Below are 24,664 nucleotides of genomic sequence, written 5' to 3'. Positions count from 1 at the left end.
TTCTAACTACTTAATGGCCTTTTGCTCCACCATCTGCACTTGAAGAATCCGACGCACCAATGAGAACGTTGTTCTCTGTATCTATCAGAATTCCCATTAAGACTCCCAGGTTTCGAACAGGGACCATTTTATGTCCCATCTGTTCCATAGTTCTCCTAGTGTCTGGAGAAAGAAGGTCATATTCGTATACTACCCTGTCTGGCAACCACTGGTGATGAATTTTCATGGCTTCTATAGCCTTTTTGATGGGCATATTATATCCAAGAACATTTAGTGTGGTTTGAAAAACGGTATTGATAATTGTTCTTCCTCCCGGACTTCCAATTACAAGGTATGGCTTGCCATTTTGTGCCACAATTGTAGGGGTCATACTAGACAGCATTCGCTTTTCCGGTTCAATTAGATTTGGCTTGGTACCAATTAGTCCTCTTGTTGTAGTTTTATTAGGAATCGGATTAAAATCGCCCATTTCATTATTAAAAATAAACCCGAGTTTCGGAGACCCCATTCCGGAGCCGTAGGAATGTTCAAGGGTATAGGTTAGGGACACTGCATTTCTGTCTTTGTCTACCACAGAAAAATGTGTAGTACTCTCTCCATCATAAAGCTGTCCAAATGCTGTGGAGTCGCTTATGGAAGCATGAGACATGTCAATGTTGTTAAACCGGGATTTGGCAAATTCTTTAGATGTTAATTTTTTTATTGGGCTGTTTAGATTAAAATCAGTATCCCCCATATGCTCTGCCCTGTCTGCATAAGCCCTTCGCATTACTTCTGCCAGTAGATGGGTATAGGCGGTAGAATTAAAGGGAATGGAGTCTAAATTGGCCAGTTCCATGAGATTCATCATTTCTACGAGAGCAACTCCGCCGGAACTGGGCGGAGGCATGGAATAAATCGTATAGTCTTTGTAGCTTCCCTCTATTGGTTTTCTCTCAACGGCCTCATATTTCTGTAAGTCTTTTTTAGAAATAATACCTCCGTTCTCTTTCATGAAATCTGCGATCTCTTTGGCAACTTTTCCTTTGTAAAAGCCATCCCTACCTCGGTCTCTTATGGCGATAAGCGTATTCGCCAATTCGGGTTGTTGCCATAGTTCTCCAAAGCCCACTATTTCTCCTTTTTCATTTTTGAAATAGTCTTTTAGAAATGGGATATTAGATTTTTTTTCAATAGACAGGGCCGTTTGATATAGTGCATAGCTCAGCTCAAAACCTGTACTTGCTAAGTCTATAGCCGGCTGTACCAATTCTTTCCAAGGAAGTTTTCCATATTTCTGATGGGCTAAATAAAGTCCGGCTACTGTTCCGGGTACCCCAACCGACTTTAAGCCTATATGATTTATGGTAGATTCTCTACCACGTAAATCAATTCCTTTAGGAAGATTGCCGGAAGCATCCAGAAACATATCCGAACTAGCTTTAAGTGGTGCTTTTTCCCGAAAATCGATAGTAGTTGCACTCCCGGAAGAATCCAAGTAAACAATAAAGCCACCTCCGCCAATATTTCCCGCAGCAGGCAAGGTAACTGCTAGGGCAAAAGCCGTCGCCACGGAAGCATCAATAGCATTCCCTCCTTTTTTTAAGATGTCTCTACCCACTTCTGAGGCAATCTTGCTGCTCGATACCACCATACCATTCTTGGCATAGGTCTGGGCAGTGACTACAGTTGAGGTTAATACTAAGAGAAAACTCAGGACTGCGATAATTTGGTTTTTTTTCATAAGAAGTTCAATAGTTTGGATTTATTAGTCAATTGGATAGATAATAAAGCTATCATGGATTTCCATTTGTGGTTGATCACCTAATTTGGTAAGAGCATTTGAAAGTTCTTTTAGGTGCTTTATGTTTAAAGGGAGTTGATGTTCTTCGGGTTGATAGATAGTTTGTATTGGGTAATCTATACCTGGTTTCCGACTCATTTCTATATGATTTCCAAGAATAGCAGAAATGTTATTAGTATCGGTAAATTCTACAAGGCGCTCAATACTTCTCTTATATGCAGCCCAATTTTTTACATAGAGCCTCCCCGGATAGAGGCTATCTCCAGTCAATAAGATTTTTGTTGAGGGATCGTAAATCGCTATGGAGGAAGCTTCATGACCTGGTATTGGAATTATGATCATTTTCCGATTCCCGAGGTCAAAATCAACAATCTGGTCAGGCCAGTTGGAAATCTTAAAAAAGGCTTTTATATCCGCTACTTCGAGACCAATAAGGCTTGTGTTTGGCTTTCCATCAAACTGTGCATCTGCAGCATAATGATCCCCATGTTTATGGGTATGAGCTACAATTAGTTCAAGATCTTTATTTTTATTGGGCCCTGCGCTAATAATTTTTTTTACAGTTTTGTAAAGAGGAAAGATATTTTCATCTGCGGTTGCCCCTGTATCCATCAGCAATGCTTTCTTCTCCCCAAGGAAAAGAAACATGAATGGCGCCTCATAATTGGTGCATTTGTTCTGACGGAGTATCCAGGTATCGTCATTGTATTGAACAATTTGTATAGCTGGATCCGAATTCTCCTCACAATTTTCAGAACCATGAATCCATTTTTGAGTGTCTAGAATAATATCCTTTTCCGAATAGTCACAGGAACAAAACAATACGAAAGCCAATAGAAATTTGTAGGGACCTAATTTCATTATAAATTAAAAGTTAGTTTTAATCCTTCAATAATCATACTGGTACCAATGATGGCAATTATCAGCCCCATTATTTTTCCAATAACCGAGATAACGTTATTGCCTATTTTACTTTCTATAACGGCGCTGAATTTAAAAATATAATAAGTTAGTAAGCACATCAGTCCAAATGCTAATATCACTATCAGTATATGCACATAATTGGAGTCCGATACAAAATTCATGGCGGTTACAATGGTTCCAGGCCCTGCAAGAATAGGAATGGCCAGAGGAGAAACTGCTATGTTTTCATCGAAATTGGTCTTTTGTAAATGTTTGATGTTAGATTTTTTAGATTGTAACATCTCAAAACCCACATAGAAAATTAAAATCCCTCCGGTTATTTTAAACGCCGGGATCGTTATTCCAAAGAGTTCAAAAATAAATTTGCCTAAGATCACAAATATGGAGACAATAATAAAGGCAATTAGTACGGCCTTTTTATTTACCCTTTGTTTTGTCTCTTTATCCGCCCCTTCCGTCATAGAGAGGAAAATTGGCACATTGGAAATAGGGTTCATAATGGCAAAAAACCCTGTGAATACCGTAATTGAAAAGGTGATTAGATTTTCCATTAGTTTTTTAAAAGTCCAATCTAGTAATAACTAAACATCTAATAGGGTATTCCCTGTAGTTTTCTGCTACTAATTGTACTTTATTCGCTAAATTAATCCCCAATCTACGGCCTTTTTAACCATTCCTACGGAATTTTTCACATCCATTTTTACAAAAAGATTTCTTTTATGGGTTGCAACGGTGTTAGTACTTACAAATAATTGATCTGCTATCTCTTGGGTGGTATATTCTTGGGCAATAAGCTTGATTACTTCAATTTCTCGTTTGGTAATTATGGGTTTTGTCCCATCGTTCCCCTTTTTAGGATCTTGCGTAAGGCTTTCGATCATCTTTTCCGTAAGATGTGAACTGATGACCTTTTTTCCCTCATGGGCATCTTTTATGCCTTTAATCAAATATTCCTTGGAGGCGTTTTTTAGCAGATAACCGGTAGCCCCAGCCTTAAACAAGGAGGTAATAATACTTCCTTCATCGTTAGTGGTAAGCATAATTATTTTTACTTCGGGAAAAGATTTTTTAATATGCATAGTAGTTTCTAGGCCATCCATCACCGGCATTTGAAGATCTAGTAGTATTACGTCTACAACTTCTTTTTTAAGAAATTCTAATGCCTCAAGGCCATTGGAAGCTTTGCCCACTACTTGTATGGACTTATCTTTATTTAAGATGGCTCTTAATCCATCTAACATAATCTGATGGTCATCTGCGATTAGAACTTTTATCTTTTCCATTTGAATCTAAATTAATTAAACTAGGCCTTCTTCTTAGGCTCGAGAGGAATATTTATGGTTACTAAGGTTCCCGTGCCTGGGCGACTATTAAGATCAAAAGTACCACCAATAAACTCGGTCCGAAAGGCTATACTTTTTAACCCCATGCCTTTTTCCTTTTTTAAAGACTGTGTATCAAATCCTACTCCATCATCTTCAATTGCTAAATCGAACCAATCTTCACTGTAATTGAGTTGCACCGAAACTTGTTTCGCTTTTGCGTATTTCACTATATTATTCAATGCTTCCTGGACGATTCGAAATAACATTACATTGGTGTTATCATCAAATATTTTTTCGTTACCGTGTACCTGAAAATCGGCCTCGAACTCATGGATGGCATCCATCTTTAGGACTAAATCTTCCAAGGCTTTACGCAGGCCTAATTTTTTTAAGGACTGAGGCATCATTTCATGGGCAATTTTACGGACTTCATTGCATGCCTCGTCAATCATTTGGCTCGCAGTACCATAAATCTTTTGGGTACTCTTATCGTCAAAATTAATTTGTAAACTACCGATTTTCACTTTTAAACTGGATAGCAGGTTTCCCAGCCCATCATGTAAATCACGTGCTATCCTGTTCCGTTCTTTTTCCTGTCCTTCCAGCATAGATCGCATAGATATGATTTGTTGCTCTCTGTGGGCTTCATTAAGTTCTAGTTGTCCTGCTTTTACTCGATTCTTATAATAAAGGAAACCTATGGCAGAAATTAAGAAAAGACCACCAAGTGAAAAAACCAGCAATTCCAATTGGGCTCTTTTTTTTTGGTTTGACACTTCCTCTTCCAGTAGTTGGATTTTTAGTTGATCCTTCTCAAAATTAACTTTCAAGTCTACAAAAGCTTCGAGACTACTTTCACTTAATTTATATTCTTCTTGAATTTGTTTTTGTCTAAGTAGGAGATCATAGGCGGCTTTATAATCTTTGTTTAAGATATGAAGTTGTCGTTTGCCGTCCATTATGTAAAATTGCAGCCCTATCCTATCCTCCACTCCCCTTGTGTTTTCTGCTGTTTCGATCAGGTTGTAGGTAGAATTAAAGCCATGATTTTTAATTTGATCAACTAAAGAGGTGGTATCTATTTTCTTTTCGGCAGCTTCATATATACAGGAAGCTAAACTCAACATGGATTCAACAACTCCAATATTTTCCGCCTTTTTTCGATGGTCGTATCCTTGTAAATAGTTTGCTACTGCTTGTTCCATATCCCCATCAATCCTATAACACTCTCCCATACCCTGATATAGTCTGGCAATAGAAACATGGTCTATGGGATGTTCTTTCAGTCTAAAGTCTAATGCCTTTTGGTACTTTAAAAGTGCCCCTGACGTATTGCCACCGGTATATTCTGCGATTGCCCAATTATTTAGTATGGCAGCCTGCCGTTCCGGATTGGCTATTTCTGTATAAATTGTATAGGCCTTTTCATAAGCTTCCATTCCTTCCTCAATAGAACCATAGGTGGTTAATATAGAGCCTTTAGTGTCGTAAACATAGCCAAGACCATATAGGTCATTTATGGCTGTGAATTGTGTTGTGGCACTATCTAAATAGGCTGCTTTCATATCCATTTCATCCAGGCTAAGACACCAGGCTAACCTATGATAAGATTTACCGATAAGTTGTTTGCTATCTATTTGTTTGGAGAGTTTTAGCGCTTTCTTAGCATACAATACCGATTCATCACCGGCGTAAATAAGGTAGGCAATCTTTAGATACGTTTCACATTTTAGAGAATCTGCCGGCATCATTTCCACCGCGGTTCGCAAACTATCTAATTCGGCAGACTGCCCTGCTCCGCTATAAAAGCCAAACAGTATAAAAAAAAGGCATAAGCGGTTAGTTAGCATAGTAATACTTTTTTGAATTTCTGAGATAGCACAGAAGATAAGATTTCTCAAAACCAAAGTTATTGAATTCCTAATTCCATACAACACCTAAAACTATGATTATCAGTATCACACAATTGTGTGATGTCTTCTAGTACAGTTGATGGATTTTTAAAAATCATAGAATAGGGTGTTAAATGGGCGGAGCATCAAATTTATCTTTGACCAAGATTAATAAGACAATTAGACTAACTCATTTCTTTACTTATGGGAAACAAGATAACATACTCAGCAATAAACAGACGAGTGGAGTCTACTACAAACTCCCAATCACTATTAGACATATCTCAAGAAAACGGAATACCACATTTACATGAATGTGGCGGAGGAGGTCTCTGTACAACTTGCAGAGTTAGGGTCTTGGATGGAATACAAAATTTAAGCCCTAAAACATCTTTCGAGAATGCCAGTTGCCATGCAAGAAAATGGGATCCTTCTATCCGTCTTGCTTGTCAGGCACGTCCCAAAGGAGATGTTACCATACAGCGCTTAATATGGTCTAGTGGGGAGGTAAATAATCTACAAAAAGAATTGGTGCCTAATGGCCATGCTGAAGAAAGACCAATTGCCATTCTATTCTGTGACCTCAGAAACTTTACCAAGATTGCTTCCCAAAACCTCAATTTTGACATAGCCTATATGCTCAATAAATTTTATACAGCCTTAGGGGAGCCAATTCTAATGAACAATGGTATTATATACCAGTATGTTGGAGATGAAATAATTGGTGTATTTGGGACTACTGGCGGAACGGCTCAAAAGAATTGTGAAGATGCAATCCGTGCAGGTTTGGGAATGCAATATGCCCTGGATACATTAAATCGAACGGATTTAAAGGATATCGAAATAAAGCTCAAATCTGGTATCGGAATAAATTTTGGAACGGCCTATATTGGTCATCTTGGCCACCCTACGCACAAACAGTTTTCTGTTATCGGAGACCCCGTTAATGTGGCTAGTAGAATTCAAAATGAAACGAAAACTACCGATACTAATATCTTAATTTCTGACACGGTCTACGAAAATTTAGACCAAGATATACTGGTCCTTGGCCAAGAATTTAGCAACAAACTGGCAGGCAAAGAGGATCCTATGCATTTGTATGAGCTTGTGGGTTTTAAAAATATGGATCTACAATTAGAATTGCAATCTTCTATGAATGTAATGCTAAAGGACGAAGAAGAGTTTGCCAAAATCTTTTATGAAAAAGTCTTTGAACAGGCCCCTTTTGTTAGAGCCTTGTTTAGGAAGAATATGACCGATCAGGGGAGACTTCTTACCCATATGTTGGGTGGGATTGTGTACTCTCTTTCCAGACCGGAACATCTAAAACGTGGGCTGGCTAAATTGGGTAAAAGCCACGTGCAGTATGGTGTTAAGGCAGCATACTACCCAATTGTAAAACAGGCGATGCTGGAGACCATAAGTGAAGTTTTGGAAAATAATAAAACTGAAAGAACCATTGACGCGTGGAATACTGCACTCGACTTTGTTATAGATACAATGAAAGAAAATGCCTATGCATAATCTATAGGAGACAAATAACTAATTAATAAACACAAGTATGAAAACAAAACAAAAAGTAAAAGAATTGGATAATTCTTTGGTAGAGGCTTTTAAAAATCAAATCAGGGGAGAACTAATACTTCCTCAGGATACTACCTATGACGAAAGTAGAAAAATCTACAACGCAATGATTGATAAACATCCCGGAATGCTGGTGATGTGTGCAGATGTAGCAGATGTTATGTACGCCGTTAACTTTGGACGGGAGAACAATCTTTTAATTGCAGTAAGAGGTGGAGGCCACAATGGTGGCGGCCTAGGGCTTTGTGATGAGGGTATGGTTATAGACTTGTCGGGACTAAAATTCGTTCAGGTAGATACCAATGACAGTTCCGTTAGAGTAGGAGGTGGAAATCTATGGGGAGAAGTAGACCACGCAACCCATGCCTTTGGACTTGCCGTCCCGGCGGGGATAATCTCTTCTACGGGGGTAGGCGGACTTACCCTGGGAGGTGGTGTAGGATACTTATCCAGAATGTATGGTCTTACCATTGATAATTTATTGGAAGCAGATATGGTATTGGCCGATGGTTCTTTTGTAACCGTAAATGAAAAGCAGAATTCAGATTTATTTTGGGCAATTAGAGGTGGTGGCGGAAATTTTGGAATTGTTACTTCCTTTAAGTTTCAGGCGCATCCGGTCAAAAATATTATTGGAGGACCAAGCTTATGGCCCATTGAAAGAATCGAAGAAGTTATGGAATGGTACCATGATTTCTTAAACAACGCGCCTGATGAGTTGAATGGGTTTATAGCTACCATGGTTATTCCAGGGCCACCATTTCCGGAAGAGTTACACAATAAAATGTTCTGTGGAATTGTCTGGTCTTATCTCGGAGATCCTGCAAAACAGACAGAGGTTTTTAAACCAGTAATGGACATGGAACCTGTTTTTCATCATGTAGGTGAAATGCCTTACCCATCTATACAGACCATGTTTGATGGGATGTTACCTCCGGGATTACAATGGTATTGGAGGGCCGATTATTTTGATGCTCTGGGGCCGGAAGTAAGAGCAAAGCACCTGGAATTTGGCTCAAAAATACCGACACCACTTTCACAAATGCACTTATACCCAATAAGTGGTGCAGCCGCCCGGATCGGGAAAGAGGAAACTCCTTGGGCACATAGAGATGCTAAATATGCCGGCGTTATTGTTGGGGTAGATCCCGACCCTGCCAATGCAGATAAGATTACCGATTGGTGCAAAGACTATTGGGAAGCACTGCATCCTTATTCTACAGGAGGGGCATATTTAAACTTTATTATGGATGAAGGTCAGGAACGGATTAAGGCCAGTTATAAACACAACTACGACCGTTTGTCTCGTATTAAAAAACAGTATGATCCAGAGAATCTATTTAGAGTAAACCAGAATATAGAACCCAAAAATTAGATAACGTCTAATCCAAAAAGAACAAAAATGAAGACAAGGGATATTCAAGAAGCGATGGCCGTAGATCCAATAGATCTGGAGAGAAGGGTAAAAGACATGTATAAAAAAGTAGCGTTACAACCAGAAGTAACATACCATTTTGAAATGGGAAGAGAGCTGGCAGAAAGCTTGGGTTATCCGAGCAAGGAATTAGATTTAATTCCCAAAGAGGCCATAGAATCTTTTGCCGGAGTAGGTTATTATTTTGATTTTGCCAATTTAAACAAAGGAGAGGTAGTTGTAGATTTGGGTAGTGGGTCTGGTATGGACGTCTTTTTTGCTGCAAATCAAGTAGGACCCTCAGGGGAGGTTATTGGGATAGATATGACCGAGGAGCAGTTGCAGAAATCAGTAAAACTTGGAAAGGATGCAGGTTTTAAACAGCTAGTATTTCGAAAAGGATATATAGAGGAAGTACCTGTAGTATCTAATTGTATAGATGTGGTTATTAGTAATGGGGTCATTAATCTATCTAGCGATAAGAAGCGGGTATTTAAGGAAGCCGCAAGAGTTTTAAAAGAAGGAGGAAGACTTGTATTATCAGATATTGTTACCGAGGCAAAATTACCAGCTTCCATTAGTTGTAATGCAACGCTCTGGGCGGCCTGTATCGGCGGCGCCATGCAGGTAGAAGACTACAAAGAACTTATTGAAGAAGCCGGCTTAAAAATTATGGAAGTTAAAGAAAATCCATATGCGTTTATCTCTAGTAACGCCCAGGGAGCCAGCAAGCAATATGGGATTAAAAGTATTTCTTTAATGGCCGTAAAAATAGCTTAGTTATGATTAAAGTTGCTAAAATAGCTTAGGTCATTTCTCAGTATTAAACCCTGCAAAAGCAGGGTTTTTTTGGTCGATTGGATATTCTAGAATTTCTCATTCAGCTTTTCTATTCTTTCGGCCATTTTAACCCTTGAAAGAGTTTTCAGATAAGACTTGATTTCTATAATAAATCAATTGAGGTATCCAAGCTTTTAGTCATTAAAAGTTAAATTAGAAATGATTACCGGGTTATTGTTCTTTTAGTACTACTTGCTTTATAATCCCTCCTTCAAACAGAATCATTTCCTTGTCCGTACCTGGAGAGAGTATGGCTGAAGTTGAAAATACCTTCTTCTTAAAGTTAAATACAATAGTAACATAGGATTTATTCGCCTCGACCATAAAACCGATCATGTACAATTTGTCTCCTATTTTTTTCGACATATAATCTTCCGAGCCTTCAACTCCCTCGTTTGGTCCGGCGGTCCATTTATAATTAAAATTTCCATTAACAAAATCAGCATGAACCCCACCTCCATTTTCATAGGTATAGTCCATAGAAGTTCCATCTAATAGATTTGTTCTTTCTTCGTCTTGCGCTATTGCCTGAAACGAAATTGCCACAAAGACCAGAATAATAGTTGTAAGCTTTTTCATAATATTGGTTTAGAGCTAAATATACAGATTAATAATTATGGCATAAAACGGCCAACTAACTTCTATAAGACACATCTCACATAATTTCTCTAAAGTATTGGATAGTAACAGTCCCAGCAAAGAACTTTTTGTTAGTTTCTATTTATACCAAAGAATCCTTCCTGTACTCAGCAAAGGTTCCATATTTCTTGAGGCAAGGATTCTTCCGCATTCTAAAGAAAGGATTCTAAAAAAAATTTAGCAAAACTGTCACTATTTTATAATTCTCCTGTCTTTAAAATGAAATGAACCAAAAACCGCCTAAATATGATAGAGATAAAGGACCTTGGGAAGAGTTATAAAACCGACGAGGTAGAGACCCTGGCATTACAAAAACTAAATCTAAAAGTAGAAGAGGGTGGCTTCACAGCCATAATGGGGCCTTCCGGCTGTGGCAAGTCTACCTTACTAAATATAATCGGGATGTTAGACAGCCCTACGCAGGGAAGTTATAATTTCTCTGGTATAGAAGTAGGTGGACTTAAAGAGCGACAACGAACTGCAATGCGAAAAGGTAATCTTGGCTTTGTATTTCAAAGTTTCAACTTAATTGATGAATTAACCGTTTTTGAAAATGTTGAATTACCCTTAATCTATTTAAAAATGGGTCTTGCCCAGCGGAAGGAAAAAGTTATCCAAGTCCTGGACCGAATGAAAATATCACATCGTAAGAAGCATTATCCACACCAATTGTCAGGGGGACAACAGCAACGTGTAGCCATAGCCAGAGCTTTGGTAACAAAACCAAAACTGATTCTGGCCGATGAACCCACTGGAAATTTGGATTCTAAAAATGGCATCGAAGTAATGAATCTGTTAACCGAAATGAACCAGGAAGGAACAACTATTATAATGGTTACACATTCCGAAAGAGATTCCTATTATGCACATAATATTGTTAACTTATTCGATGGTCAAATTGTTTCCGATAGTAGTAATAAATTAAGAGCAATGAGTTAGGTATTTCTTATGAAGAGATAAAGGATTGTGTAGCTTTTCTGCCCATAAAATAATCCTTAAATTGAAGTCAATCCTATAATTTCCAACAGTACTAGAATTATTATCAATCATCAATAAAAAACGAATCACATGCTTAAAAACTATCTAACCATTGCCTGGAGGAATCTAAAAAAGAACAAAGCTTATTCGATTATCAATATAGGCGGACTTGCACTTGGAATTGCTGTGACTCTTATTATTGCCCTGTGGATCGAAGATGAAATAAGTTTTAATGATTATTATACCAATAAAAGCAAGATTGCGCAGGTATTCCAGTCCCAGACCTTTAACGGCGAAATAGGCACAGGCCCAGCTATCCCTCGACCATTGGAAGTTGCCTTCCGGGACAATTATTTAGACAATTTTGAACATTTGGTGATGTCTTCATGGAATAATTCACAGTATTTAAAATATGGTGACAAGAGCATTTCCAAGTCCGGAAATTTTATGCAGAGGGGAGCTCCGGAAATGTTAGATCTAAAGATCTTAGAAGGCGAAAAAGATGGCTTGCGCGAAATTAACTCTATAATGCTATCGGAATCTGTAGCCAATGCCCTGTTTGGTGAGGAAGAGGCTATTGGAAAGGTAATAGAAGTTAATAACCAATACGACATGCAAGTCACAGCAGTTTATGAAGATATTCCCGTAAATAATTCCTTTAACGATGCCGAATTTCTTATGCCATGGGAGAAGTACATCACCACACAGGAATGGGTAAAAGAAGCTATCAATTCTTGGGGAAATAACTCTTTTCAAATGTTTGTACAAATTGCAGACAACACCAGTATGCAGGCTGTAACCGATAAAATTCGAAATGTAAAAAAAGAGTTAGACGAGGATAATGCCCAGTTTAATCCTCAACTATTTTTATTCCCTATGGAAGAGTGGTATCTGAGGGGCAATTTTGAAAAAGGCAAACAAGTTGGAGGCAGAATAAAGTATGTCTGGCTTTTTGGTATAATTGGCCTTTTTGTTTTGCTACTAGCCTGTATTAATTTCATGAATCTAAGTACGGCAAGATCAGAAAAAAGAGCCAAGGAAGTTGGTATTCGTAAGAGTATTGGATCACAGAGAAACCAGTTGATTAAACAATTTTTAAGCGAATCCTTTATTGTGGTCTGCTTTGCCTTTTTTCTTGCTATTTTTATCGTTCTCCTTTCATTAGACGGATTTAATGAACTTTCCAGAAAGGAAATTAGCTTTCCATGGCAAAATGTTCTTTTCTGGATTGTCTCTATATTTTTTATACTTATAACCTCTTTGATAGCAGGGAGTTACCCAGCCCTCTATTTATCATCATTTCGTCCAGTGGATGTTTTAAAAGGAACCTTTAAAGCAGGGAAGTACGAGGGCCTCCCCAGGAAGATTCTAGTGGTTTTACAATTTACCGTCTCGGTAGCTTTTATCATAGGAACCGTTATTGTGATGCAACAAATTAATCATGCTAAAAATCGTCCCATAGGTTATGACAAGGAAGGCTTGATTCAGATACCTACTTTTAGTCAGGATTTCACTGGTAAATATGAATTGATGCGAAGCGAATTCTTAGGCTCCAATGCGGTAATTGAAATGTCTACATCCAGCAGTCCCACAACACGAATTTGGTCTAACCGAAATGGCTTTACATGGGAAGGGAAGCCAGAAGGATTTCAAGAAGACTTGGCATGGACAGAGGTTTCGCATGAATACGCCAAATCCTTAAACTTGAAAATAGTTGAGGGAAGAGATTTTTCGAAAGAATTTGCAACCGATTCAAATGCCGTTCTCATAAACCAAACTGCCGTGAAATACCTTGGACTATCTAATCCTATTGGGGTTTTAATAAAGGATGATTCTGAGGAAGACCCGGATCCTCCACTTAGAATAATTGGAGTGGTGGAAGATATGATTACCCAAAGTCCTTATGAACGTGTAAAGCAAGGCATGTATGTGTTCGACAAACATGGTAACGGCAGTTATTATAACCTACGCTTAAATCCAAAACAGAGCGCAAGTCAGAATTTAGCCGTGATTGAAAGAGTTTTTAAAGAGCATTTCCCTGGTCTTCCTTTTCACTACGATTTTGTAGATGACGAATACGGTAAGAAATTCAGTGCAGAAGAACGCATAGGTACTTTGTCGGGTATTTTTACTGCTCTTGCAATACTAATTAGTTGTCTGGGACTATTCGGTTTAACTTCTTTCGTAGCGGAACAGCGCACTAAAGAAATTGGGGTTCGAAAAGTATTGGGAGCTTCGGTTTTTAATGTATGGAACATGCTTTCTAAAGATTTTTTAAAATTAGTTGTCATTTCCTGTTTTATTGCTATCCCTATATCTTATTACCTGATGAACGGATGGTTGCAAGACTATCCATATAGGGTAATTATTGAATGGTGGATTTTTGTCTTGGCAGTTGTTGGAGCTCTGGCAATAACTTTGCTTACGGTTAGCTTTCAGGCTATTAAGGCCGCCAGTGTTAACCCAGTGGATAGTTTGAGAACAGAATAGTTAATCTGTACAAGTAGTATTGTATTCGACAATTCATAGAAATAAATCCTATAAAAGAAGTAAGGGGATCACAGCTAATTCAGATAGAGGGTATCGGTGCAGTACAAGGTTTTGTTAGGAGAAGACGTTTATACATTCAAAAAAATGTAAGTATTATTTAAAGGCGAATAAAAAAGAACACAATAGGCAGTTATTCTTTGACCTCTAATTCTTCTCTTTTTAGGACTTCACCTTCAAGAACCACTTTTTCTATAGCATCATATGCTTCAATGTCTAACAAAGGGTTTTTGGTCATTAAAATTATATTGGCCTTTTTTCCGATAGCCAGGGAACCAAGAGAAGCGTCTAATTGCAAAGCTTTGGCATTATTAATGGTAGCGGATGAAAGTATTTTTTTTAAGGAAACTCCTGCTTCTTTCATTAGTTTAAGTTCCCAATAGCCATTATAACCCGGTTGGTTTCCATAAATTGGTCCGGAAGGCGTATCTGTACCAAATAGAATTAGTCCATTATTGTCTGAAAGATATTTTAAAACTAACATTGCATGCGATTGCACATTTCCATAGATTCTATGGGTTTCCTCTATATTAGATTCGCCAAAAAGATCTTTAGCAAACCATTGTCCTTCTTCGGTGCTATACCATTCCAGTAAATTTTTAGGTACCACTTTTTTTAAGTGGGGTTGGCTAAGAAATTCTTTATCGAGTAACGCTTCCTCCCCTGCAATAACCGTTAAAGTTGGTGTATAGCCTATTTGCTTTTCGATTTGCATATCCAATATTTCCTTTATTTCTAAGGGAAGAGAGTCTGTTGGAACCTCTTTATGCTTTTGCCAGTTCCATAGTCCATGCGCAATAATATCTACACCTATGTCTGCCAAAAAAGCATGCCCTTCAAGTGAATTTGCATGAACGCTAAGCACAAGCCCATTGGCATGTGACTCGTCAAGTAATTCAGTCATAATACTTTTGGTTGGCACAGGCAGATTAGAGAAGCCTCCAAAACCAGTCTCGTAATAAGATTTTACAGCAATGGCTCCCGAATTTTTAATTCGGTTAACAACTGCTTTGGGTGTATGGTCGGCTGGTTTATATTCATCTGGAATATTTTCCGCCTGACTTTCCAGGTATACAAAATTCGGTTGGGTATGAAAGCGATATTCTTCAGGGGCAAAGTTCATAGGATAACCATTTGCAACAGCGGCACCTGAATGCCCTACATGATATAAATCGGGACTTAATTTTTGACTCTTAAAAAGCGCTATTAGTTCATCGGAGATACCTCCTAGATCTACAAGCGTGGTAAAGCCATAATATAAGTAGCTTCTGGGCATTTGGATCTTAAATTCTTTTGCTATTTCAGGATATTTTTCCTCATGGTGTGGAAGCATACCAATTACTCCCGAAAGATGAACATGGCTATCAATTAAACCTGGAATCAGGAATTTTCCTGTGCCATCTATCTCTTCGAATGTTCCCTTAATACTTGGCTCATTTTTGTCTATATAAACGATTTTATCTTTTTCCACAACTAAATGACCAATGAAGGGGTCATAATTTCCGTCTTCCGTGGATATAAGGGTGACGTTAGATATGTAGAGGCCTTGGGTAAGGTTCAATTGTTCTGTATTCTCCTGGCAAGAGCATAAAACTATAAGAGAGAGAATGGCTAATATTTTTTTCATTAGCTGTCTGTTTTGGTTCTTAAGCGTAAGACGAATATCTTCTAGCTTTGTTACGTTTGGTTATTTTTTAAGTGGCTACAACGCTTTGTTTATGCTGCGTATCCCGAAGGTCATACACTATACAAGAAGTTTATGCATTGGTTATTCTTTCTTTTTTAATTCCTTTTTAATAAGAGAAATTATGTTTTCTATTTTCACCTTAACCCCTTCAGATTGTTCGTTGGTGTAAACCGAATTATTAATCATTAATGCCAAATAATCTTCAAAGTCTGGGTGATCTAGTAAGGGTTTAAAATCAACTTGTGTAAATAAATCGATAGTTGAACTATATCCTTCAGCTACAACGAAAGTTACTTTATTCTTAATATGCTCGTCTCTAAACATTTCTCCAACAATTCTCCCAAATTGATAATGTTCCATTATAAAAGGTATTAATCGTTCTTCGACTTGATTAAAAATCACCATTTCTTCTTCTCGAAGCTCACCTAAAAAACTAGGAAAGGAGGTGATGTCGTTTCTTAATGAAGCATTTGTTATCAGATATAATTTCCCTGAACTTGTAAGTTCTGTAGTGACACCAAGTTCTGGGTCGAAAGTAGGGCGTGTTATTACTCTTCCAAGGTGTAAATTAAAACTATCTGCAACAACACTTAGCGTCTCATCATTTTTATAATTTAGTAATCTGAATGTGGATGAAACTGTTTCGTTTCTAATGAATATTTTTTGATTTAATTGGATTAAATTATTTTCGTATTCGTTTAGTAATTGAACTAAGATTTGCTGTTCTTGCGTACGATTTTGTCTGTTCTGGTTCCAGCTGTTTAATTGTAATGCAATTAAAATACCAATAACACTAAAACAATTTCACCAATTGCATATTTAAAATACTTTCCAGTTTTACCTTTTAAAAGCAAATCCTGTCTTATTCTTCTAAAAAATTTATCATTGGCTAGTGGTTTCTGAGCAAAAAGTACAATAATTGAATATAGCATATAAAACAATATATCCCTTTAATGCCTAATCTAGTAATTCCTATTTTAGCCTGAAAGAATATTCTGATAAAAGGGTAGTTCCTATTCTTTGTAGTAAATACTAACCCCCAGGAAAAGTACATTTCCCTGCAACATAAAAACAAAAAACCCGCTTCTTAAGAAAGAAGCGGGTTTAGTGCTTTAAGTGGTACCTCCAGGAATCGAACCAGGGACACACGGATTTTCAGTCCGTTGCTCTACCAACTGAGCTAAGGTACCCCATTATATAAACTTGTGATTAAATTTTAATCAAACAAGGGCGCAAATATACTTTCAAATTTAGGAACTGCAAACAAAATAGAAAAAAAAGCCCACTCTTTTTTTATTTTTTAATCTTTGTACTATGAATCTAGTTATTGATGCAGGAAATACTCTGATCAAATATGCTGTGTTTAATGGCATCACTCTGCTTTGGCAGGAAGCGGGGCAGGAAGAAAGTTTTACAGAGAAAGTAAAGGGCATTTTTCATGCCTACCCCAATATTAGGTCTGCCCTGGTTTCTTCTGTAATTGACTTTGATAAAAAAAAGCTTGCTGCCTTAGCCGTTTTTTGTGAAGTGCATCTTTTATCCCATAAGTCTAGATTTCCTTTGAAAATTTCTTACGCCACCCCTAATAGCCTTGGAATGGATAGATTGGCCCTGGCCACAGCAGCATTTTATAAATATCCGGAATCTAATGTTCTTGTTATAGATGCCGGCAGCTGTGTTACTTATGATATTGTAAATGATTTTGGAGAATATTTAGGGGGCGCAATTTCCCCGGGATTACACATGCGATATAAAGCCCTGCATAGACAAACACAAAAATTGCCTTTATTGAATCCGGAGGAATTGTTCGATTTTATTGGAAATTCTACGGCCTCCAGCATCCATAGTGGGATCTTAAACGGAATTTCCTTGGAGATAGACGGGGTGATCGCCCTATACCAAGAACGTTTTAAAGATTTAACAGTTATTTTAACAGGAGGGGATGCCCAATTTTTGTCTAAACGATTAAAAAATACGTTATTTGCGAATTCTAATTTTCTCCTTGAAGGCTTGAATTACCTGTTGGAATACAACAAACGTTAAATGTTAAGAAAAATAGTATTTACAATACTTTGTCTGGTAGTGGCTACTGCCTATGCACAAAACAGTTCCGTTTCCCCATATTCTTATCACGGAATAGGAGATATTAGAGCCCAATCTACAGTTGAAAACCAAGCGATGGGCGGACTTGGAATGTATACGGATAGTATTCACACCAATTTGCAAAATCCAGCGGCCTACGGAAAGCTACGTTTGGTAAACTATACGGCGGCCGGGGGGCATGCCGAGGTAACCCTCACCGACTATACCGGTACCGAACAAACTTCTGTAACCTCTCTTCAATATCTTGCATTAGGTATTCCGATTACCCCAAAAATGGGAATAGGATTTGGAGTCCTCCCATATACTTCTGTAGGGTATAACGTATTTGCAGATAACGTCACGGCGGTTCAGGATACGGTTGTAAACCAGTTTGGTGGAGAGGGAGGTCTAAACAAGGTCTTTTTATCCGCGGGATATGAAATTACCAAAAGTTTTCATATTGGTGCCACAGTGAACTACAGTTTTGGATCTTTAGAATATAGAACCGTACAAAATATTGCAGGGGTGCAATATGGGGTTATTAATTCTAAACAATCGCAAATAAAGGGGTTCGACTTTAATTATGCAGCTACCTATACTCCACGTATTATGGGAAGGTATACCCTTTTTACCTCCTTAATGGTAAATACACAGGCAAATTTAACTTCACAAAACGAAGAATCCCTTGGTTCTTTTTCAACTATAACAGGAGAAGAAATTGAAGGGCGTGATATAGATTTGGAGGCTTTAGATCTAAAAAATACCGAATTGAAGATTCCAACCATCACCACCTTGGGCTTAGGATTTGGGAGAGATAAAAAGTGGTTTTTAGGGGCCGAATATAGTTTACAGGGCTTATCGAGCTTCCGGAATGAATTTGTAGACCAAAGTAATATAACCTATAAGGATGCCAGTACCATTGCAATAGGGGGGTATATTATACCAGATTACGCCTCCTTTACCAGTTACGCCAAGAGGGTTAATTACCGCTTTGGAGCGCGATACGAAAATACAGGAATGGTTATTAATGCCAAGGAGATTAAAGATTATGGCATAACTTTTGGTTTAGGTCTACCATTAGGGGCCGGTTTTGACAATATAAATCTAGGTTTTATGTACGGAATTAGGGGTACAGCAACTGCCAATTTGGTGGAGGAGAGTTACTTCAAAGTCAACATAGGACTGTCGTTCAACGATAAATGGTTCCAAAAAAGGAAAATTAATTAATAAAAATTTACTACTTTAACCACTTTAAAATTTAAACAAGATGAAAAAGGAGTTTTACTTGATGATGATAGGGATTTTAGGAGTGATGAGTTTTGCTAATGCGCAGGCTCAAAATCCTGAGTGTATGACTAATCTTTCTATCTATGCAGAGCATGCAAAAGTGAAGAATTATGATGCGGCCTATACCCCCTGGAAAATGGTTTATGACAACTGTCCATCCATTAATAAGGCAAATTTTACCTTAGGAGAAAGGATTCTTAAGGACAAAATTAAAAAGAGTTCTGGAGCCGAAAAAGATGGGTATATAAAAGACTTACTATCTCTATATGATACAAGTTTAAGCACTTTCCCAGCACAATTTTCAGAATCTGATGTGGCCATTGACAAGGCCTTATTGTTATATGACAATAAAATGTCTTCAGATGCTGAATTGTATAAAATGTTAGATGACGCTTTTAAATCGGATAGAAAAAACTTTAAAAACCCAAAGGCCTTATACCTTTACTTTTCTAGTCTGGTAGACTTGTACAATGAGGGCAGTAAGGATTTGCAGTCTGTATTTGATACCTATGACGACGTTACTGAAAAAATTGAAGAAGAAAATGCAAAGCTTACCGATGTAATTAGTCAATTGCTTCCCAAAGAAGAGGCTGGTACCCTAACTTCTAAAGAAAAAAGAAGATTAAAAGTGGCTACTACCAACTCGGAATCTTATGGTAAAGTTGCAGGGAGTGTAGATTCTAAACTTGGAGCCCTGGCAGATTGTGAAAACCTTATTCCATTATACGAGAAGAGTTTTGAGGCAAAGAAAAATGATGTTGATTGGGTTAAAAGAGCAGTAGGCAGAATGTTCAGTAAAGAATGTACAGACGACCCTATGTTCCAAAAACTATTTGAAGCACAGTTGGCTTTAGATCCGTCCGCAGATGCCTACGTATATGGTGGAACTCTTAAGAAAAAAGCCGGGGATACTAAAGGGGCTATTGCTGACTTTGATAAGGCTCTTCAATTAGAAACAGATAGCAAAAAGAAGTCTAATATTGCTTACAAGATTGCTACGAGTTATAGAAAAACAAGTAAGTCTACAGCCAGAAAATATGCACAAAAGGCAATTGATGCTAATTCTGCAAATGGAAAAGCTTATTTACTAATAGCTACCCTGTACGCTAGTAGTGCTAACCAATGTGGAGAAACGCCTTTCGAGAAAAGAGCTATCTACTGGAAGGCTGCAGATATGGCGCGAAAAGGAGGTAGAGTAGATCCATCTTTGAGTAGCAGGGCTAGCCAGGCTGCAGCGAGTTATAGTGCAAAAGCACCAACCAAAACAGACATATTTAATTCTGGTATGGCCGGAAAGTCTGTAAGCTTTAGCTGTTGGGTAGGAGGTAGCGTTACCGTACCTAACCTCTAAGAATGAGGCATTTTATTGGAAATAACATAAGGAACCTTGCCATAGTTTTTACTGTGGCATTGTTTTTTAATGGCTGTAAGGATAATTACCAAAGAATAGGAGAGGAGGCGCAGGAAACCATTTACCCTCAGGGAATAGCCCATAACTTTGTACTGACCTATACAGAAACGGAAAGGAAATTAGAGAGTGAAGATGAAGGAGGCTCTCGCATTATTGCAGTCCTTACCAGCCCCATGAGCGAAGACTTCGATAATATGAGGTTTAAATACAGGACTTTTCCAAAGGGTTTGGAAATTGATTTTTTTGATGAAGAGAACAATAAAAGCACTATTACAGCAGACTATGGTATTGTCTACTCAACTACCAATCTTGTAGACCTACAGGGCAATGTGGTAATTAAATCGCACGATGGGAAAAAACTAGAGGCGCCGCAACTATATTGGGATAGAGCAAACCAATGGATTTTTACACAGAGCACCTTTAAATATACCAATCCTGAAGATGGGACCATTATGGACGGCGAAGGAATGGATTTTAATAAGGATTTTAGCTTTTTTAATGCACATAAAACCTACGGGTTAATTACAATAAAAGAAGAGTCATGATAAAAATATTAAAGTATACAGAGTACTTGTATTTGGCAGTAGCAATTATTTCAGTTTATAAAATTTTTGAACTTTGGAATATTGATAGAGAGGGTACGTACATCTTTATTTTCTTCGGGATTGTTTCTATAGGGATGTTTCTTTTTCGAAGAAATTATAGACATCGTTTTGAAAAACGCAAACGCGATAACCAGCAGAACTAGTGGATTCGAGTTTCTTCATTATCGTTATTTCTCTTTTGTTTTCAGCATTCTTTTCCGGTATGGAAATAGCCTTTATTTCTGCGAACAAAATCCATATAGAAATTGAAAAGAAACAAGATGGGCTGCTGGCTAAAATTTTAGACCGGCTAACCAAAAAGCCCTCCAAGTTTATTGCAACCATGCTTATTGGAAACAATGTTGCTCTTGTTATCTACGGACTTTTTATGGGAGAAGCGCTTATGAACTGGTTTCAGACCATGTTGCCCAACAATAGTGCGTTTCTTCAGCTGATGTTCACCAATTTTAGTCTGTTAACCCAAACCATTATTTCTACCCTTGTTATATTGATTACGGCAGAATTCTTGCCAAAAGTACTGTTTCAAATTTACGCCAATTCTCTACTGAAAATTTTGGCGCTTCCAGCCTATATTTTCTATGTATTGTTTTCTCTATTATCTGATTTTGTAATCCGGGTATCCGATATAATTTTAAAACTATTTTTTAAAACCGAAGGAGATCAGGTACAACTTGTTTTTAGTAAGATGGAACTAGGGGACTATATAACCGAGCAAATGGAGACTGTAAAAGAGGAGGACGACTTGGATTCCGAAATCCAGATCTTTCAAAATGCCTTGGAATTTTCAGCGGTAAAGGCGCGCGAAGTAATGGTTCCTCGTACAGAAATCATTGCTGTAGACATTTCAGAAAGTCCCAAAAATTTAGCAAAACTCTTTACCGAAACGGGTTTGTCCAAAATTCTTGTCTACAAAGAAACTATTGACAATATCATTGGATATATTCACTCTTACGAACTCTTCAAAAAACCAAAAACGATAAAGAGTATTTTACTGCCTGTAGAGTTTGTTCCAGAAACAATGCTGATTCAGGATATTCTAAATGTGTTAACCAAAAAGCGTAAGAGTATTGCGGTTGTACTTGATGAATATGGAGGCACCTCTGGTATTATGACCGTGGAAGACATTGTAGAAGAATTATTTGGAGAAATTGAAGATGAACATGATACTACGGATCTAATTGAAGAACAAATCTCTGAGAATAGATTTAAATTATCTGCACGACTGGAAGTAGACTATATCAATGAACAATATAAATTAGAACTTCCTGAAAGCGAAGAGTATGAAACCCTTGGGGGATTAATTGTTAATGAAACAGGAGAAATTCCTGAAAAAGATACCGAGATCCGGATAGAAAATTTTGTTTTTCATATCCTGGAAGTCTCCAGCACAAAAATCGATTTGGTATCCCTTCAAATTTTAGATAAGGTTTAGCATAAGAACAGGAACAGATAGGCCTAGGAATGTTTTTATTTCTTAATCTAAAATACTAATTTCGCAAACTGATTTAAAAATAACTAAACAATGGCAATTCTAGAGAATATTAGAAAACGTACTACGGTGTTAATCCTTATTATCGGGATGGCATTATTTGCCTTCGTAATTTCTGGGATATTTACTAGCAATGATCTTGGTGGAGGAAAAGTAGGTTCTTCGGTGGGTGAGATTAATGGAGAGGAAATTTCTATAGACGATTTTAGAAGAAAAGTTGAAAGGGCTTCCAGAAGAGGAGGGCCAAATTTGACTTCGATGCAGTTGGTAAATTCGGTTTGGAGCCAAGTTGAAAGAAATACAATCTTAGGACAGCAGATTGAAGATCTGGGAATATCCATAGAGCAAGATCAAATTATTAACGTAATTCAATCGAGCCCTGGGATTTCTCAAAACCCGCAGTTTTTAGATGAAAATGGATTTTTCGATGAAATGAAATTTAGAGATTTCATCGCAGAGCTCAGTGTTAACGCGCCTGCACAATACCAGGATTGGCTGCAAGATGAAGATGCAATAATACAAGGTGCAAAGGAGCAGACATACTACAGTTTAATTAGAGCTGGGGTAGGAGCTACTTTGAAAGAAGGAGAACTAGATTATAAACTCTCTACAGATAAAGTAGATATTAGATATGTTAGAGTCCCCTATACTTCAATTCCCGATAGCTCATTTATCATTTCTAAGGCAGAAATAGGAGAATACGTTAAGGCGCATAAAGAAATATACAAACAAGATCCGGCTCGTGATATTCAGTTTGTATATTTTGATGATAAGCCATCTGCAGAAGATGAAGCCGCAATAGAGGAGGATATACAAAAATTACTAAGTGATACGGTAGAATATTTTGAAGAACGCGACGCTACAGATACTATTCCCGGCTTTAGAAATACCAAGGACAATGCCGCGTTTCTCGATAGAAATTCTGACACCAAATTTGATACAATATATAAATCTAAGAAAGACTTGCCTATAAAATTCGCCGACAGCTTAATGGGCTTGGAAATAGGGGAACTCTATGGGCCTTATAAGGATAACAATAGTTACAAGGTTACAAAAATGGTTGCCAAAAAGCCTAACGGTTCCGTAAAGGCAAGCCATATTCTTATAACCTGGGAGGGGGCAGAAAGAGCTAATCCTGCTATTTCCAGAACAAAAGAAGAGGCTGAGACAAAAGCTAAAGAGCTTTTAAAAGAAGCAAAAAAAGCAGATGTAGTTTTTGCAGAATTGGCAAGAGATAATTCTGATGGACCCTCTGCACCCAGAGGAGGAGATTTGGGCTATTTTCAGGAAGGCGTGATGACTCCTAAGTTTAACGATTTTGCCTTTGGTAATGATGTAGGATATATAGGACTTGTAGAAACGGAGTTTGGCTATCATATTGTTAGGGTAGACGACAAAGAAAACTTAGTGCAACTGGCTACCTTGAGCAGAGAAATTGAGGCATCGGAAGAAACTTTAAACACCCTTTTTACAGACGCAACGAAGTTTGAAATGGGAGCTATAGAATCGGATATGTCTTTCCCGGATCTTGCAAAAGAAAAGGAACTACTCGTAAGACCGGTAAATAAGGTAAAGCAAATGGATGAGAATTTGCCAGGCTTGGATAACCAAAGGAATATAGTTCAATGGGCTTTTAACGAAGAAACCAATATAGGAGATATTAAGAGATTTAGTATTGGAAATGGCTACGCAGTAGTTCAATTAACAGCTACCTATGAAGAAGGAATAATGAGCGTTGAAGATGCTTCTGCCACAGTGCTGCCCAAGATTAGAAAAGAAAAGAAGGCCGCTCAAATAATCCAGGCTAATTCTGGAAAGTCTATGGAAGACATAGCCTCTTTAAATAATGTAACCATTGCCAATGCCTCTGCCCTGACGGTAAAAAATCCGATTATTCCAGGTGCAGGAAGAGAATCTATGGTCGTTGGAACTGCTTTTGCTCTGGATCAAGGAAGTTCTTCTTCCTTAATTGAAGGAGAGACTGGAGTATTTATGGTAGAAGTTGTTAAAAAAGAAGAAGCTCCGGCATTAGAAAATTATGCAACCTTTGCAAATTCTGTACAAACTGCAAACGGAACAAGGGTCGCAGCTAGTGTTTTTGAAGCTTTAAAAGAAAATTCAGAGATAAAAGATAACAGAGCTACTTTTTACTAGTTAGACCTATAAATAATAAAAAA

20 protein-coding genes, 1 tRNA gene and 1 pseudogene are annotated in these 24,664 nt (G+C 37.7%); 12 read left to right on the top strand and 10 right to left on the bottom strand.

Features of this window, described 5'->3' with window-relative positions; all coding sequences use genetic code 11:
- Positions 1-10: 10 nt before the first annotated feature.
- The 5 genes from ggt to PXG98_RS01120 form a co-directional block, all read right to left on the bottom strand.
- On the bottom strand, positions 11-1,723 hold the full coding sequence (ggt, locus tag PXG98_RS01140; protein ID WP_276388521.1) for a gamma-glutamyltransferase: 1,713 nt from the start codon (positions 1,721-1,723) through the stop codon (positions 11-13).
- Between the two features lie 24 nt (positions 1,724-1,747).
- A complete protein-coding gene (locus tag PXG98_RS01135; RefSeq protein ID WP_276388519.1) occupies positions 1,748-2,644 on the bottom strand; it encodes an MBL fold metallo-hydrolase in 897 nt (298 codons plus the stop codon).
- The gene (locus PXG98_RS01130; protein ID WP_276388518.1) at positions 2,644-3,258 is read right to left on the bottom strand and encodes a MarC family protein; all 615 of its coding nucleotides are present in this window, start codon (positions 3,256-3,258) and stop codon (positions 2,644-2,646) included. The genes PXG98_RS01135 and PXG98_RS01130 overlap by 1 nt, the downstream gene beginning before the upstream one ends.
- Positions 3,259-3,345: 87 nt before the next feature.
- The gene (locus PXG98_RS01125; protein ID WP_276388517.1) at positions 3,346-3,990 is read right to left on the bottom strand and encodes a response regulator; all 645 of its coding nucleotides are present in this window, start codon (positions 3,988-3,990) and stop codon (positions 3,346-3,348) included.
- A 20-nt stretch (positions 3,991-4,010) separates the two neighbouring features.
- Complete coding sequence (locus PXG98_RS01120; protein WP_276388516.1) at positions 4,011-5,882, bottom strand: ATP-binding protein; 1,872 nt, start codon at positions 5,880-5,882, stop codon at positions 4,011-4,013.
- Between the two features lie 246 nt (positions 5,883-6,128).
- Here PXG98_RS01120 and PXG98_RS01115 point away from each other — a divergent pair, with 246 nt between their 5' ends.
- From PXG98_RS01115 to PXG98_RS01105, 3 genes are read left to right on the top strand one after another with little or no spacing between them, the layout of a single operon-like run.
- Entirely contained in the window at positions 6,129-7,448 is a 1,320-nt protein-coding gene (locus PXG98_RS01115; RefSeq protein ID WP_276388514.1) for an adenylate/guanylate cyclase domain-containing protein, read from the top strand.
- A gap of 37 nt (positions 7,449-7,485) precedes the next feature.
- Positions 7,486-8,883 carry an FAD-binding oxidoreductase gene (locus tag PXG98_RS01110; RefSeq protein WP_276388512.1) on the top strand — a complete coding sequence of 466 codons (1,398 nt, stop codon included), beginning with the start codon at positions 7,486-7,488 and terminating at the stop codon, positions 8,881-8,883.
- A 27-nt stretch (positions 8,884-8,910) separates the two neighbouring features.
- Positions 8,911-9,702: a methyltransferase domain-containing protein gene (locus PXG98_RS01105; RefSeq protein WP_276388510.1), complete on the top strand. Its 792-nt coding sequence runs from the start codon at positions 8,911-8,913 to the stop codon at positions 9,700-9,702.
- Positions 9,703-9,933: 231 nt separating this feature from the next.
- Here the strand turns inward: PXG98_RS01105 and PXG98_RS01100 are convergent, their stop codons facing one another.
- Positions 9,934-10,341: a MoaF N-terminal domain-containing protein gene (locus tag PXG98_RS01100; protein ID WP_276388508.1), complete on the bottom strand. Its 408-nt coding sequence runs from the start codon at positions 10,339-10,341 to the stop codon at positions 9,934-9,936.
- A 306-nt stretch (positions 10,342-10,647) separates the two neighbouring features.
- On the opposite strand from PXG98_RS01100, the gene PXG98_RS01095 reads away from it, so the two are divergent.
- Together PXG98_RS01095 and PXG98_RS01090 are read left to right on the top strand one after the other, a co-directional pair.
- On the top strand, positions 10,648-11,340 hold the full coding sequence (locus PXG98_RS01095) for an ABC transporter ATP-binding protein (RefSeq protein WP_276388506.1): 693 nt from the start codon (positions 10,648-10,650) through the stop codon (positions 11,338-11,340).
- Positions 11,341-11,469: 129 nt separating this feature from the next.
- On the top strand, positions 11,470-13,869 hold the full coding sequence (locus PXG98_RS01090) for an ABC transporter permease (protein WP_276388504.1): 2,400 nt from the start codon (positions 11,470-11,472) through the stop codon (positions 13,867-13,869).
- Between the two features lie 190 nt (positions 13,870-14,059).
- On the opposite strand, the gene PXG98_RS01085 is transcribed toward PXG98_RS01090, so the two are convergent.
- From PXG98_RS01085 to PXG98_RS01075, 4 genes and pseudogenes are all read right to left on the bottom strand, one after another.
- Positions 14,060-15,553: an amidohydrolase family protein gene (locus tag PXG98_RS01085; RefSeq protein WP_276388502.1), complete on the bottom strand. Its 1,494-nt coding sequence runs from the start codon at positions 15,551-15,553 to the stop codon at positions 14,060-14,062.
- 141 nt (positions 15,554-15,694) lie between these two features.
- On the bottom strand, positions 15,695-15,973 hold the full coding sequence (locus PXG98_RS01080; protein ID WP_276388501.1) for a hypothetical protein: 279 nt from the start codon (positions 15,971-15,973) through the stop codon (positions 15,695-15,697).
- A 141-nt stretch (positions 15,974-16,114) separates the two neighbouring features.
- Positions 16,115-16,390, bottom strand: a pseudogene (locus PXG98_RS16505) (hypothetical protein); the annotation flags it as partial.
- 340 nt (positions 16,391-16,730) lie between these two features.
- Positions 16,731-16,803: transfer RNA gene (locus PXG98_RS01075), tRNA-Phe, on the bottom strand.
- A gap of 124 nt (positions 16,804-16,927) precedes the next feature.
- Here PXG98_RS01075 and PXG98_RS01070 point away from each other — a divergent pair.
- The 7 genes from PXG98_RS01070 (at position 16,928) to PXG98_RS01040 (ending at position 24,641) form a co-directional block, all read left to right on the top strand.
- The gene (locus tag PXG98_RS01070) at positions 16,928-17,656 is read left to right on the top strand and encodes a type III pantothenate kinase (protein ID WP_276388500.1); all 729 of its coding nucleotides are present in this window, start codon (positions 16,928-16,930) and stop codon (positions 17,654-17,656) included.
- A complete protein-coding gene (gene bamG / locus PXG98_RS01065) occupies positions 17,657-18,922 on the top strand; it encodes a BamG family beta-barrel-assembly machinery protein (protein ID WP_276388498.1) in 1,266 nt (421 codons plus the stop codon).
- Positions 18,923-18,962: 40 nt separating this feature from the next.
- Positions 18,963-20,333, top strand: a complete 1,371-nt coding sequence (locus PXG98_RS01060) for a tetratricopeptide repeat protein (protein WP_276388496.1) — start codon at positions 18,963-18,965, stop codon at positions 20,331-20,333.
- Between the two features lie 2 nt (positions 20,334-20,335).
- The gene (lptC, locus tag PXG98_RS01055; RefSeq protein WP_276388494.1) at positions 20,336-20,938 is read left to right on the top strand and encodes an LPS export ABC transporter periplasmic protein LptC; all 603 of its coding nucleotides are present in this window, start codon (positions 20,336-20,338) and stop codon (positions 20,936-20,938) included.
- A complete protein-coding gene (locus PXG98_RS01050; protein WP_276388492.1) occupies positions 20,935-21,141 on the top strand; it encodes a hypothetical protein in 207 nt (68 codons plus the stop codon). The genes lptC and PXG98_RS01050 overlap by 4 nt, the downstream gene beginning before the upstream one ends.
- Before the next feature lie 59 nt (positions 21,142-21,200).
- Positions 21,201-22,430 (top strand): hemolysin family protein, encoded by a 1,230-nt coding sequence (locus PXG98_RS01045; protein ID WP_420909542.1) that lies wholly within the window; start codon positions 21,201-21,203, stop codon positions 22,428-22,430.
- A 90-nt stretch (positions 22,431-22,520) separates the two neighbouring features.
- Positions 22,521-24,641: a peptidylprolyl isomerase gene (locus PXG98_RS01040; protein ID WP_276388489.1), complete on the top strand. Its 2,121-nt coding sequence runs from the start codon at positions 22,521-22,523 to the stop codon at positions 24,639-24,641.
- Positions 24,642-24,664 lie beyond the last annotated feature (23 nt).

The organism is Eudoraea chungangensis (assembly GCF_029360665.1).
In the GTDB taxonomy this organism is placed as follows: domain Bacteria; phylum Bacteroidota; class Bacteroidia; order Flavobacteriales; family Flavobacteriaceae; genus Eudoraea; species Eudoraea chungangensis.
The sequence above is the reverse complement of the archived record's forward strand: the minus strand, read 5'-3'. Positions and strand labels throughout refer to the sequence as shown.